Here is a 12,402-nt window from a genome sequence, read left to right as displayed (position 1 = left end):
GGTTCGCGATCAGCGCCAGCCGGGACATGCTGAACTCCCCCACCGTCGGCCAGGCCGATCCGGGGGTGCGCTGGTGGCTGCCGGTCGATCGGCGCGCTGGCCACCCAGCTCTGCGTCGCCGGGGTCACCAGCAGCGGACCGAGGGCACGCAGGCCGCGCCAGGCGAGCCCGGCCCCGGCCAGCAGCGCGGCGACCGCCAGCCACCAGCGCACCCCCGGATCGGCCTGGCCGACGGTGGGGGAGTTCAGCATGTCCCGGCTGGCGCTGATCGCGAACCAGCCGTACATGCCCACGAAAAGGACCATGACGTACGCATCACCCAGCACGTCACCGAGCGAGTGGTCGTGATGCCGGCGGCGGGCCCGGCGCAGGTGCGTACGCACCTGCCGGGCGGTGGGCACGCCGGCCGGCGCGTCCGCGACGGTTGCGAGCGGGGCGGTCACCGGCCGATCTCGATGCGCTCGTCGACCACCGCGTCGATCAGTTCCGGGTCGTGCGACGCCAGCAGAACGGCGGTGCCCGCGTCCCGCTCCCGGCGCAGCCGGTCGGCCAGCCACTGGCGGCCGCGGACGTCCAGGCGCTGCTCCGGCTCGTCCAGGATCAGCACCCGGCGGGGGCGTACGAAGCAGGACGCCAGCGCCAGCCGGCGACGCTGCCCGCTGGACAGGGTCACCGGCAGCTGGTCGCGGGCCGGTTCCAGGCCCAGCTCGGCGAGCACCTCCTCAACCGGCTCGGCGTTGCCGCCGTGCGCGTACGCGACCAGCTCCAGGTGCTCGACCACGGACAGGTCGGGGAAGAAGTCGATGTCGTCCAGGGCGGCCGCCACCAGCGCCCGCACCTGGGGATCGGTCTCGTCGGCCCGGCGACCCTGCACCAGCACCTCGCCCGCGTCCGGCCGGTCGGCGCCGACCACGCAGCGCAGCAGGGTGGTCTTGCCGCTCCCGTTGGGGCCCAGCACCACCGCGATCCGGCCCGCCTGGAGCGTGAAGCTCACGTCGTCGAGCACGACCAGGTTGCCGAAGTTGCGGCTCAGTCCCCGCACCGAGAGCGTATCCACGATCACACACTCTCCCAGACCCCTGCAACCGGCCAACCTGAGCGACCGACATCACGCGGGCGCCCCTGCCGCGCAGGTCGGGACGCGGATCACGCGCCGGCCACCGGCAGCTCCCCGTCGTCCTCCAGCCGGCTGTCCGCGGCGGCCTGCCCGTCGGCGTCGCCGACCTCCTCGGCAACCGCCGCCGCGTCCGCCCAGTGTCGCCGCGCCTCAGCCCGGTCGCCCAGCGCCGCGGCGGCGTCACCCAGGTACAGCAGGGTGCGTGCCAGCCCCGCCGTGGGCCGGCTCTCCTCGCGCAGCCGCCGACCCTCGGCCAGCAGCTCGTACGCCGCCCGCGCCTGCCCGGGCGTGGCGGTCAGCAGCGTCGCCCCGGCGTTGAGCAGCGCCGCCGCCCGGCTCGTCGGGTCGCTGACCGACTCGTACTCGCGCAGCGCGGCCCGCCACGCCTGCGCGGCATCCAGGTGCTCGCCGAGGGCGGCGTGCACCAGCACCAGGTTGGTCAGCGCCGCCGCGTAGCCACGGGCGTCACCCACCGACCGGAACGTGTTCGCCGCCCGCACCAGATGGTGGTGGGCGATCTCCAGCTCGCCCCGGGCCAACTGCGCGGCGCCCAGGCCCAGATCGGTGAGGGCGTGCCCGGCCCGGTCCGCGCCCGAGCGGTGCCGGCGGGACAGCTCCAGGTGCTCCACCGCGTCGTCGAGCTGCCCCAGGTCGATCAGGGCCAGGCCGAGGTTCATCCGGGCCTGGGCGGTGCCCCGCCGGCCGCGCTCGGAGACCGCGAGGGTGAGTGCGGCGGCGGCACCCTGCGGGTCGTGCCGGCGCCGGCGCAGCACCCCCAGCTCGTTGTGCGCCCACCCGGCGATCTCCGGTCGGTCGTCGGCCGTCGGGGTGGCCAGCACGGTACGGCAGACCTGCTCCCACTCGTTGAGCCGCTCGACGTGCGCCAGCCATCCGCACAGCGCCACGGCCAGCCGGAACCACCACCGGCGCACCCGGCGCGGCAGCGTCTCGGCCGCGCCGGCCGGCACCCGGACCACCGCCAGCAGCAGCTCCTGGTGCAGGTCGAACCAGCCGTACGGGTCGTCGTCCAGCGGCAGTGACCACTCCCGGTCCGGTGGAGAGCCCAGCACGGCCAGGTTGGCCGCGTGCCGTTCGGCCCGTCGGGCCAGGTGCCGGGTCAGCCGGGCCTGCGCGGCGACCCGGGCCCGGGCCGGATCGGCGTCGCGCAGGTGCAGCCGTGCGTTGCCGGCGAGCAGGGGGCGGATCTCGTACCGGTCGCCGGGCGCGCCGACGACGAACGCCGCGGCGGCCAGTTGGTCGAGCAGCGCGGTCACCCGTTCCGGGTGTCGACCGGCCAGCGCGGCGATGGCGGGTCGGTCCACCGGGGCGGGCGCCAGCGACATCAGCCTGTACAGCCGGCGGGCCTCACGGGTCAACGCCCGGTACGCGGTGTCCCGTTCGGTGACCAGCCGGGCCGCCGGCGAAACGGTGACCCGCTGGTGCGGCGGCGTCTGCACCGCGCGGCGCAGCGCGTCCAGCACGTCGGCGTGCCGCCAGCCGTGCTGGGCGGTGCGGTAGCCGAGTGCCCGGACGGTGCGCGGCTGCCGCCCGCACAGCTCGACGATGTCGCCGACCGCCGGGTCGGTGCGGGGGTCGGCGCGGCGGACCCGGGCGGCCGGCGCGGCCACGCCCGCTGCGGCGAACAGCTCGACCGCCTCGGCCGGGCCCGGCTCGGCGATCCAGTGCGCGACCACGCCCTGCAGCCCACTCAACGCCGGGCCGCCGGCGAGCAGCAGCCGGCAGGTCCGCGCGGTCGGCGGCAGCAGCGGCAGGACCTGCTCGGGCCGGTCGATGTTGTCCAGCACCAGCAGGATCTTGCGGCCGTCGAGCTGGCCACGCAGGGCGTCGGCGGCGACCGCGAGGGCGTCCGGCCGGCCCGAGATGGGCGCGGCGGTGCCCAGCACCCCGGCCAGCGCGGTGAGCACCTGCCGGGCGGACCGGGGTCGACCGCCGCGGCGCAGGTCGAGGTAGTACTGCCCGTCCGGGAAGTCCTCCCGGCACAGGTTCGCCGCCTGTACGGCGCAGGCGGAGGTGCCCACCGCCCGCCGGCCCAGCACGGCCACCGCGTGCTCCCGGGCGAGCAGCGCGAGCACCGCCTGGACGTGCTCGTCGCGTCCGGTGAAGCCGGCCGGGTACGGCAGCGTCGGCGCGCCGGTGGCCGGTGCGGCGACGACCTCGGTGGGCTCCGGGCTCACCTCCCGACCGGTTCGGCGCCGGCGCATCTCGAACACCACGAAACCGACCCCGCCGCTGACCACCAGCGCGATGCTCGCCGGCCCAAGCACGCTGGCCGCCAGCTCGGAGAGCATGTTGCTGGCCAGGTTGCCGAGCACCCCGCTGACCAGCGTGCCGACCGCGATCAGCACCGGCCAGCGCGGCCCGCGGCCGGTGCCGGTGGGGCCGGTCACCGGACGCCCCCGGAGACCAGCCCGGCGACGAGCTGCCGGCGGGCGAGCACCACCAGCAGCACCGGCAGCACCGAGGCGAACACCGAGGCGGCGGCCAGCGCCCCGCTGTTGGACACGAAGCCACGGGACTGCCCGGCCAGGAACAGCCCCAGCGGTGTCGCCTCCGGCCCGCTGAACAGCAGGCCCACCACCAGGTCGTTCCAGACCTGGACGAACTCCAGCACGGAGACCGCGACCACCGCGGGCAGGTTGTGCCGGGCCAGCCGGCGCAGCGTGCCCCACCAGCGGCGCCCACCCAGCCGGGCGCCGCGCACCTGCTCGGCGGGCAGGTCGGCGAACGCGTTGCGCAGCACCAGGACCGCGAACGGCACGCCCAGCGCCACGTGCACCAGGGCCAGGCCGCGGGCGGTGCCGGAGGAGAGCACCAGGCCGAGCACCTCGTTGAGCGGCCCGGCGATGACCTGTACCGGTACGACGCTGGCGGCCAGCAGCAGCAGCCCAGTGGCCTGCGCGGCCGGTCCGGTCAACCAGGCCAGCGGGTACGCGGCCAGCAGCGCGACCACCAGCACCGTGGCGGTCACGACGGTGGCCAGCAGCAGCGTGAAGGCCAGCGTTCGCCACAGCTCGGCCCCGGTGACCAGGTCGCGGTAGGAGCCAACCCCCGGCGGCGTCGACCACCAGCCGCGCGCCGCCGCATCCACCTGACCGTGCAGGGAGGTGGCGACCAGCACCACCAGCGGCACCAGCCAGGCCACCGCGGCGCCCGCCGCGAGCAGTCGGAACACCCGCCGGGGCGGTGCCACCCGGTCCGGGTCCGGCGGCATCTCGGCCCGCGGCGGCGGCCACGCCTGCCGGACGAACAGCGCCGCCACCAGGATCCCGCCGATGACCGCCACCAGCCACACCACACCGAGTGCGGCGCCCTCGCCGGTGGTGGTGCCACCCGAGGTCTGCCAGACCCGCAGCGCCAGCACGGCGGCCTCGTCCCGGACCGAGCCGGGGGTCATCACCAGGATCAGGTCGAAGGTGCGGCTGGTGCCCACCGCGACCAGCGCGAAGACCACCGCCACGGTACGCAGCAGCAGCGGTCGCCACTGCGCGTCCCACAGCACGTGCCGGCGACCGCCGCCGTAGGCGCGTACCGCGTCGGCCAGGTTCGGGGGCACCGCGTCCAGCGCGGCCCGGAAGACCAGCACGGCCAGGCCGACCCAGGCCCAGACGAACGCCGACATCAGCGCCACCGTGACCAGGCCCGGCCCGAGCAGTTGCGGGGCCTCGGCGGCGGACCGGCCGGTCAGTCGCGCCGCGACCAGCGTGGCCAGGCCCCGGCTCGGGTCGGGGTCGTACATCAGCCGGAACGTCACTCCGGTGACGACCAGCGGCAACGCCACCGGCACCAGCAGGATCAGGCGGACCAGCCCACCCTCCTGCGAGCGGCGCGACGCGGCGGCGAGCAGGTAGCCCAGCGCCGTGACCACCGCCGGCACCAGCACCGCCCAGAGGACCGTGCGGCCCACCACCGCGCCGGTGTCCGGCGCGTCGAGCGCGGTGCGGAAGTGCTCGGCGCCGACCCAGTGACCGTCCGTGGTGACGCTGGCGTGCACCGTTCGCAGCACCGGCCACAGCACCAGCCCGCCGAGCAGCAGGATCGCCGGCAACAGCAGCGCGGAGGTCGCGCCGGCCGCCGGGTACGCCCGGCCGCGCCGGGGCGGCCCCACATCGTCGAGCACGGCCAGCTCGCCGAGCACCCGGACCCGGCTCACCGCCCGCCTCCCGCGCTGCGGGCCGCAGCGGCGAGCTGCCCGGTGGCCCGGCGGACCGCCTCGGCGGCGGGTACGCCGTCGGTGACGTCGGCGAAGAAGTCCTGCATGATCCGCCAGATGCCCACCCCGTCGGAGCCGGTGAAGGGCCCGGGCAGCTGGTCGGAGAGGTCGAAGCGCAGGGTGCCGGGAGCGCGCATCTCGCCGGCGAGCTGGCGGCGGACCGGATCGGCGTAGCTGTCCAGCGCGACCGTGGTGTTCGGCGACAGGTAGCCGCCGGCGTCCAACCAGGGCTGGAACGCGCCGGCCTGACTGAGCCACTCGATCAGCTCCACCCCGCCCCGGGCGTCGGCGAACGCCACCGCCGCGTCTCCGCCGACGATCAGCGGGCCACCGCCGCCCGCCCGCGCGCTCGGGAACCGAAAGGTCTTCGGCTGCTCCGGGCCGCGCCGGAACGTGCCGGCCACCTCGGCCGTGAAGTCGGCCTCGAAGACCATCACCGCCCGCCCGGAGCGCACCACCTGGATCACCGACTCCTCGTACTGGGTGAGCAGGGCACGGCGGCCGCCGCCGGGGAACGCGCCGCCGATGCTCCACAGCTCGGCGAGCCGGTCCAGGGTGTCGCGCACCGGTCGGCCCTGCCAGTCGGCGTCCGGGCCGGCGAGGGCGTCGTACGCGTCGGGGGCCAGGTCGGCCAGCACGTTCTCGAACCAGTCGGTGAGCACCCAGCCGTCCGCCGCGCCGATCGCCAGGGGCGCCGGGCCGGACCCGCGCCGGGCGAGCGCGCCGAGGGTGCGGGTCACGGTGACCAGCTCGTCCCAGGTGGCCGGCGGCCGGGGCAGCACCGACGGCAGATGCCAGATCAGCGACTTGTGCGCCGCCTTCACCCAGACGCCGTAACGCCGCCCGCGGGTCATCAGCAGGTCGCTCAGCCCGGTGGGCACCGCGTACTCGTTCGACGGGCGCACCGGGCTCAGCCAGCCCCGCAGGGCGTAGTCGGTGACCAGGCCGGGGCGCGGCAGGATCGCCACGTCCGGGCTGGTGCCAGCGAGGTGCCGGGCGCGCAGGAACGCGTCGATGTCGTTGCCGGCGCTGACCACGTGCACCGGGGCCGGGTAGCCGGCGACGACCCGCCGGAACCGGTCCAGCTCGCTTCCGCTCCAGACCACCGCCACCTGCACGGACCGGGTGCCGCCGGCGCAGCCGGCCGCGGTCACCGCGGCGCCGGCCGCGGCGGCGCGCAGCAGGGTACGGCGGGTCGCCCGCCCGGCCGGCGTCACCGGACCGTCCCCTCGGGTTCGGTGACCAGCTCGTGCCGGCGCGGGATCTCGGCCAGGGTGGCCGGATCGGCGGTGCACACCAGCACGGCCACCCCCGGTGCGTCCGGTGGGGACAGCCGGGGCAGCAGGTCGCCGAGGCGGCCGCCGCCGGCCGGATCGACGGGCAGGTCGACGACGAGGACCTCGGGCAGGCAGACCGCGGCCCGGGCCAGCGCCACCCGGAACCGCTGGGCGTCGGAGAGCAGGTGCGGCAGCAGGGCCAGCGTCGGGGCCAGCTCCAGCCGGTCCACCACGGTGGCTGTCCAGTCGTCGGCCACCTCGTGCACCCGTTCGCGACGGCGTTGGCCGTACTCGATGTTGCGGCGCACGGTGAGCTGTGGCAGCAGTGCGCCGCCGGCGGGCACGTAGCCGATCTGCCGGCGTGGCGGCGGCAGGGCGGTGACGTCCCGGTCGCCGACGATGACCCGCCCGGTGACCGGGGCGGCGAGCCCGGCCAGCACCCGGGCCACGGCCGTGCCGACCCGGGGTGGCGTCACCAGGGCGGCGGTCGTGCCGGCCGGAACGTCGAGGGTCACCGGCCCAGTGCCGGGGACGGCGACCAGTGCGCGTAGCCGTAACGTGAGCCTCACCTCCGGTGACCGCTGGTGACCGTCCCAGGGTGGCACACCGCGCCGACAGTCGATGCCCCGTGGATCTTCCATTGTGGAAGAAGTGGCGCGTGCCGTTACCGTGCCGGCTGCTCGCTGCGGGCGTAGAGGGCGGCCAGTCCGGCCGCCGTGGCGGCGAGTCGCTCGCGCAGCGCGACCGGGGTCAGCACCTCCACGTCGGCGCCGAGACGGAGCAGGTCACCGTGTGCGTGGGTGAGCGACTCGATCGGCAGCGCCGCGGTCACCCAGCCCTGGGCGTCCGGTGGCCCGGCGCTGGCGTCCACCGCTGCCACCACCGGATCGCTGCCGATCTCCCGCAGCCGTTCCCGGCCGCCCGGGGAGAGCCGCACGGTGGCCTCGTCCTGGTGCAGCCGGGCCCGGAACTGCACCACGTGCGCGCGCCACCAGGCCGGCAGGTCGAAGTCGGGCGGGCGGTCGAACTCCTCGGCGAGGGGGGTCAGTGCGAGGATCTGGTTGACCCGGTAGGTCGCCGGGGCGCCCCGGCCGGGCCGGTCGGCCACCACGTACCACCGGCCGCCCTTGAGCACCAGGCCGTACGGCTCCAACACCCGGGTCACCTCGCCGTTCCAGCTGCGGTAGCGCACCTCGACGCGGTGTTGCCGCCAGACCGCCTCGGCCGTGCGGGCCAGCTCGGGGGACGCGTCGCCGTCGGCGTACCAGCCGGGTGTGTCGAGGTGGAAGCGCTGTTGGAGCTGGGTGGCCCGGTCGCGCAGTGGGGCGGGCAGCGCGGCGTGCAGCTTGAGTTGCAGCGCGGCCACCACGTCGCCGTAGCCCAGCTCGTCGGCCGGCCCAGGCAGCCCGGCCAGGAAGAGCCGGTCGGCCTCTTCGGCGGTCAGGCCGGTCAACCGCGTCCGCCACCCGTCGACCAGTTGGTAGCCGCCGGCGTGCCCGGCCTCCCCGTAGAGCGGGATGCCGGCGGCGTGCAGCGACTCCACATCCCGGTAGATCGTCCGCGGTGAGACGGCCAACCGCTCGGCGAGCTGCGCGGCGGTGAGCCGGCCGTGCGACTGGAGCAGCAGCAGGAGGGAGAGAAGTCGACTGGCCCGCACTTCACTGACACTAGCTGTCAGGGGAGTCGTTCTACCGTCCCGGCATGGCTTTTCGCGACAAGGATCTACGAACGCCGGGACCGGTCATGGTGGACGGCCGACAGCTCAAGCGCTACCACATCGACCAGCCGGAACGGCCGATCGAGCCGGAGGTGGAGAAGGCCGCGTACGACCTGCTGCCCGCGCTGCTCGCCGACGTGCCGGATGACGGCACCCCGGCCGCCGGCTGGGTGGTGCTGCATCGGGGCGCGGACACCGGCGCCTACCTGCTGGCGTACACCTGGGTGTGGGACAACGCGTTGGAGGTGCGCACCGCGGCGGCCGGGCAGCCTGCACTGGACTGCCCTGACGATGATCCGGCACACTTCGTCGAGCTGCGCCGCCCCGCGGTGGGCTGCGTCTGGGAGTTGGCGGTGCTGGAGCACGAGCGGGCCGCCTGGGTCCGGCACATGCTGGTGCCGGAGAGCCCCGATCTGACCGGTTATCTGCACGACACGCGAGCGGAAGGGCCGGTGGGCCGCTGATGGGCGACTTCGACTTCTTTGTGGGCACCTGGAACGTGGTGAACCGGCGGCTGCGCAAGCGGCTGGTCGGCTCGGACGAGTGGGAGGAGTTTCCGGGGGTGTCGGTCGCGCACGGCTTCTTCGGCGGCGGCGGCCACTTCGACGAGATCGTTTTTCCGACCAAGGGCTTCTCCGGCGCCACGATCCGGCTCTTCGACCCGGCGACCGAGCAGTGGTCGATCTACTGGATGAACAGCGGTCGCGGCGAGTTGGAGCAGCCGCCGATGGTGGGCCGCTTCGTCGACGGTGTCGGCCGTCTCTACGCCGACGACCAGCACGAGGGACGTCCGGTGCGGTGCCGGTTCATCTGGTCGGAGATCACCGCGACCACCGCCCGCTGGGAGCAGGCGTTCTCCGTCGACGGCGAGCGCACCTGGGAGACCAACTGGATCATGACGTTCACCAAGGCGGCGGAGTAGCTCAGGTCGACGGCGGGGGAGTCGTGTCGCGGTAGATGCCGACCAGCCAGAGGTCGAGCAGCACGTCCACCACGTCCCGCTCGTCGACCGCCGGCCCGTCGCCGGCGAAGGTGGCGTACCAGACGCGTTCGTTCATCGAGTTGAGCGCGATGGCGAGGTCCCGGGCGGGCAACCCGTCCGGGGCCGCGCCGCGTCGCCGCTCCGCCTCGATGGCCGCCGCGATCGCCTGCACCCAGCGCTCCAGCACCGCCGCCCAGAGCCGGCGTACCTCGGCGTTGGTGCCACGGACCTGCGCACAGGCGAGCACCAGCGCGCGGTGCGCGCCGAACGTCTCGTGGAACCGCTGGATCAGCTCCCGCCACCGGGCCCGCGGGTCCTCGGCGAGCCGGACCAGGACGTCTCCGGCGGCCGCGTCGGCCTCCTCGGTGACCCGGTCCAGCAGGGTCAGCAGCACGGCGTCCTTGGACGGGAAGTAGAAGTAGAACGTCGGCCGGGAGATGCCCGCACCCCGGGCCAGGTCGTCGATCGAGATGTCGCCGAACGCCTTGTGCTCCAGCAGCCGCTCGGCGGTGGCCAGGATCGCCGTCTCCCGGTCGTCGCCGGTGGAACGGGCGGCGCGGCGACCGCGCGGGCTCGCCCTCCCGGTACGCGCGGTCGTCATGGCCGGTGATGCTACCCGAACTCGACACCCTGTCGACGGCACTCGACAGGGTGTTGACTGCTGTCGACGGCGGTGGATAGTGTCCGTCCACTGCCCCGGATGGAGGGAACGCCATGACCTCCGACCACGTCGACGTGCTCATCGTCGGAGCCGGCCTGTCCGGCATCGGCGGCGCCTGCCACCTGCGCCGCGACTGCCCCGACAAGACGTACGCGGTGCTCGAGGCACGCGACGCCATCGGCGGCACCTGGGACCTGTTCCGCTACCCGGGCGTCCGGTCCGACTCGGACATGTTCACCCTCGGCTACTCCTTCAAGCCGTGGACCGACCCGAAGGCCATCGCCGACGGCGCGGCCATTCGCGAGTATGTCCGGGAGACCGCCCGGGAGTACGACGTGCAGCGGCACATCCGCTTCGGGCACCGGGTGCTGCGTGCCGAGTGGGACAGCGACACCGCCCGCTGGACGGTGCACGCACAGCGCGTCGACACCGCCGAGACGACCGTGCTGACCTGCTCGTTCCTGTTCGCCTGCGCCGGCTACTACCGCTACGACGAGGGATACACCCCGCAGTTGCCCGGCGTCGGGGAGTACGCCGGGCGGCTGGTGCACCCGCAGCACTGGCCGGACGACCTCGACCACACCGGCAAGCGGGTGGTGGTGATCGGCAGCGGCGCCACCGCGGTCACCCTGGTGCCGGCGATGGCCGAGCGGGCCGCCCACGTGACCATGCTCCAGCGCTCACCGACGTACGTCATCGCGCTGCCCTCGCGCGACGTCCTGGCCGACGCGCTGCGGCGCGGGCTGCCGGCGAAGGCCGCGTACCCCGTGGTGCGCTGGAAGAACGTGCTGCTGTCCACCATCAACTTCCAGCTCAGCCGGCGCGCGCCCGGGCTGGTCAAGCGGCTGCTGCGCAGGGGCGCGAAGGGCCGGCTGCCGGTCGGGTACGACATCGACCGGCACTTCTCCCCCCGCTACGACCCGTGGGACCAGCGGCTCTGCGTGGTGCCCGACGGCGACCTGTTCACCGCCCTGCGGCAGGGTAGGGCGTCGGTGGTCACCGACACCGTCGACACCTTCACGGCGGACGGCGTCCGACTGGCCTCCGGTGACGAGTTGCCCGCCGACATCGTGGTCACCGCCACCGGGCTCAACCTGCTCGCCCTCGGTGGCCTGACACTCAGCGTGGACGGCGCCGAGGTCGACCTGGCCGGCACCGTCGCCTACAAGGGCATGATGCTCTCCGGCGTGCCGAACTTCGCGTTCACCATCGGCTACACCAACGCCTCGTGGACGCTCAAGGCCGACCTGGTCGCCGGCTACGTCTGCCGGCTGCTGCGCCACCTGGACCGCACCGGCCAGCACGTCGTCACCCCGCTCCCGCCGCCCGACGACGAGCGGGTGCCGCTCATCGACCTGCGCTCCGGGTACGTGTTGCGCAGCGTCGACGCGCTGCCCAAGCAGGGCGCCACCGCACCGTGGCGGCTGTATCAGAACTACGCCCGCGACGTGCTGCTGATGCGGCACGGCCGGCTCACCGACGAGGGTGTGCGGTTCTCCCGCTCGGGGGCCGCCAGGAGAGGAGCACCGGTCGTGCAGAGATTCGACTTCGTCGGCGGGACGGCCGTGGTCACCGGCGCGGCCAGCGGCATCGGCGCCGCGCTGGCGCACGCGCTCGCCCGCCGGGGCAGCGACCTGGTCCTGCTGGACCGCGACGCCGAGCGGCTGGACGCGGTCGCCGCCGCCATCCGGGCCGACCACCCCGACCGTCAGCTGCACACCTACCTGGTGGACCTCGCCGACGCGGCGGCCACCGCCCGGGTGGCCGTCGAGATCGGTCAACGGCACCCGCGGGTCCGGCTGCTGGTGAACAACGCCGGTGTCGGCCTCGGTGGCCGGTTCGACCAGGTGACGTTCGACGAGTTCAGCTGGGTGATCGACATCAACTTCCGGGCCGTGGCGCAGTTGACACACGCGCTGCTGCCCACCCTCAAGGCGGAGCCGGGCGCCCACCTGGTCAACGTCTCCAGCCTGTTCGGGCTGATCGCGCCGGCCGGGCAGACCGCCTACTCGGCGAGCAAGTTCGCGGTGCGCGGCTTCACCGAGGCGCTGCGCCACGAGTTGGTCGAGGACGGCATCGGGGTGACCTCGGTGCACCCGGGCGGGATCCGCACCCGGATCACCGAGAACGCCCGCGTCGGCAGCGGCGTCTCGATCGAGGAGTACGCGGCCGGCCGGGCGCAGTTCGAGAAGCTGCTCACCATCGCGCCGGAACGGGCCGCCGAGGTGATCCTGCGGGGCGTCGAGCGCCGCCGGGGCCGGGTGCTGATCGGCTGGTCGGCGAAGCTGCCCGATCTGCTGGCCCGGGTCCTGCCGGCCTCGTACAACCGGCTGCTGGTCACCGGCCTGAACCGCGGCGTCGTCCGCCCCGCACCGCCGACCAGCACGGTGCCGGCCGCCGACGCCCGCCGCGGCTGA

11 protein-coding genes and 1 pseudogene are annotated in these 12,402 nt (G+C 74.7%); 4 read left to right on the top strand and 8 right to left on the bottom strand.

What is annotated here, in order from left to right:
* From ACWD6N_RS26465 to ACWD6N_RS26435, 7 genes are all read right to left on the bottom strand, one after another.
* Window positions 1-443, bottom strand: a 443-nt coding sequence (locus ACWD6N_RS26465; RefSeq protein ID WP_450005235.1) for a DUF6297 family protein, incomplete at its 3' end; no start/stop codon positions are given.
* Window positions 440-1,063 (bottom strand): ABC transporter ATP-binding protein, encoded by a 624-nt coding sequence (locus ACWD6N_RS26460; protein WP_089021258.1) that lies wholly within the window; start codon window positions 1,061-1,063, stop codon window positions 440-442. The genes ACWD6N_RS26460 and ACWD6N_RS26465, both read right to left, overlap by 4 nt.
* 83 nt (window positions 1,064-1,146) lie before the next feature.
* Complete coding sequence (locus ACWD6N_RS26455; protein ID WP_387327912.1) at window positions 1,147-3,525, bottom strand: tetratricopeptide repeat protein; 2,379 nt, start codon at window positions 3,523-3,525, stop codon at window positions 1,147-1,149.
* Window positions 3,522-5,288 (bottom strand): ABC transporter permease, encoded by a 1,767-nt coding sequence (locus ACWD6N_RS26450; RefSeq protein WP_387327915.1) that lies wholly within the window; start codon window positions 5,286-5,288, stop codon window positions 3,522-3,524. Before ACWD6N_RS26450 ends, ACWD6N_RS26455 begins: the two co-directional genes overlap by 4 nt.
* Window positions 5,285-6,565: a hypothetical protein gene (locus tag ACWD6N_RS26445; RefSeq protein ID WP_387327917.1), complete on the bottom strand. Its 1,281-nt coding sequence runs from the start codon at window positions 6,563-6,565 to the stop codon at window positions 5,285-5,287. The genes ACWD6N_RS26450 and ACWD6N_RS26445 overlap by 4 nt, the downstream gene beginning before the upstream one ends.
* Window positions 6,562-7,194, bottom strand: a complete 633-nt coding sequence (locus ACWD6N_RS26440) for an ATP-binding cassette domain-containing protein (protein ID WP_354966596.1) — start codon at window positions 7,192-7,194, stop codon at window positions 6,562-6,564. Before ACWD6N_RS26440 ends, ACWD6N_RS26445 begins: the two co-directional genes overlap by 4 nt.
* A gap of 95 nt (window positions 7,195-7,289) precedes the next feature.
* Window positions 7,290-8,282 (bottom strand): helix-turn-helix transcriptional regulator, encoded by a 993-nt coding sequence (locus ACWD6N_RS26435; RefSeq protein WP_354966595.1) that lies wholly within the window; start codon window positions 8,280-8,282, stop codon window positions 7,290-7,292.
* A gap of 44 nt (window positions 8,283-8,326) precedes the next feature.
* Here ACWD6N_RS26435 and ACWD6N_RS26430 point away from each other — a divergent pair, with 44 nt between their 5' ends.
* Window positions 8,327-8,806, top strand: a complete 480-nt coding sequence (locus ACWD6N_RS26430) for a hypothetical protein (protein ID WP_354966594.1) — start codon at window positions 8,327-8,329, stop codon at window positions 8,804-8,806.
* Window positions 8,806-9,264, top strand: coding sequence for a hypothetical protein (locus tag ACWD6N_RS26425; RefSeq protein WP_354966593.1), 459 nt, complete (start codon window positions 8,806-8,808; stop codon window positions 9,262-9,264). Before ACWD6N_RS26430 ends, ACWD6N_RS26425 begins: the two co-directional genes overlap by 1 nt.
* 1 nt (window position 9,265) lies before the next feature.
* On the opposite strand, the gene ACWD6N_RS26420 is transcribed toward ACWD6N_RS26425, so the two are convergent.
* Complete coding sequence (locus ACWD6N_RS26420) at window positions 9,266-9,925, bottom strand: TetR/AcrR family transcriptional regulator (protein ID WP_354966592.1); 660 nt, start codon at window positions 9,923-9,925, stop codon at window positions 9,266-9,268.
* A 113-nt stretch (window positions 9,926-10,038) separates the two neighbouring features.
* Between ACWD6N_RS26420 and ACWD6N_RS26415 the strand changes: the two are divergent.
* A pseudogene (locus tag ACWD6N_RS26415) lies at window positions 10,039-11,505 on the top strand (flavin-containing monooxygenase); the annotation flags it as partial.
* 12 nt (window positions 11,506-11,517) lie between these two features.
* Entirely contained in the window at window positions 11,518-12,402 is an 885-nt protein-coding gene (locus ACWD6N_RS26410) for an SDR family NAD(P)-dependent oxidoreductase (RefSeq protein ID WP_354966753.1), read from the top strand.

The organism is Micromonospora sp. NPDC005163 (assembly GCF_053599835.1).
Note: the sequence above shows the minus strand (reverse complement) of the source record. Positions and strands in the feature narration are given on the sequence as shown.